Here is a 741-nt window from a genome sequence, read left to right on the forward strand (position 1 = left end):
GGTTCGATCCCGCGTGGGCGGAGCGGCTCGACGATCATCAGGATGGGGAGGCCGGTGCTGCCTTCGAGACGGCGACCGATGAGATTTCCGTCGTTGAGCGTCAGTGCCGGACCCGACAGCAAGGCCTGGGCCAGGGCCTGCCAGCGATCGTCGCGCTCCACCAGGTCGAGCGGAACCGCGGTCCGTCCCTCGGCGCGGAACAGCGAAATCCGCGCGCCGAGGATTTCATGGGCCGCCCCGTCGACGGTCGCGACCACATCCTCCGGGCGCTGGGTGGATTGAAGTTCGCGGCTCAGCTCGAGCAGACTGTTGAGCTGGAGATTGCTCGACCGCGCCGCCTCGGCATGATCCTTGAGCCGGCCGGCGAGCACGCCCGACACCAGGGCGCACAGGTTGAAGATGACCAGCGGCGCGATGTCGCTGCCCGTCGCCAGCCGGAAGGTCAGCACCGGCTCCGTCAGGTAGAAATTGTAGATCAGGAAGCCGACCAGCGCGGCGATCAGCGCAGAGGCCAGACCGCACAACGCGCCCGTGACGGTAATGCCGAGAACGAAGACCAGCGCCGCCGCCACCTCGCCATAGCGGGCTGCGGCGAAGGAACCGGTGGCGGACACGGTGACGAGCAGGAGCGTGAGCAGGAACTGACCGCTGCTCAGATGCAGCTTCACCTTGCGCATGGTGCCGAGCAGCGAGGTGGGAGATTCCGTCATCGACTAGCGTGTTTGCCCTCATCACCGGGTT

At 66.8% G+C, this 741-nt stretch carries 1 protein-coding gene; it reads right to left on the bottom strand.

The window, feature by feature from the left end; translation table 11 throughout:
- Nucleotides 1-710, bottom strand: a 710-nt coding sequence (locus tag AC1DZC_RS19940) for a DUF4118 domain-containing protein (RefSeq protein ID WP_477044477.1), incomplete at its 3' end; no start/stop codon positions are given.
- Between the last annotated feature and the right edge of the window lie 31 nt (nt 711-741).

The organism is Cellulomonas sp. P2_B4, from assembly GCF_056404795.1.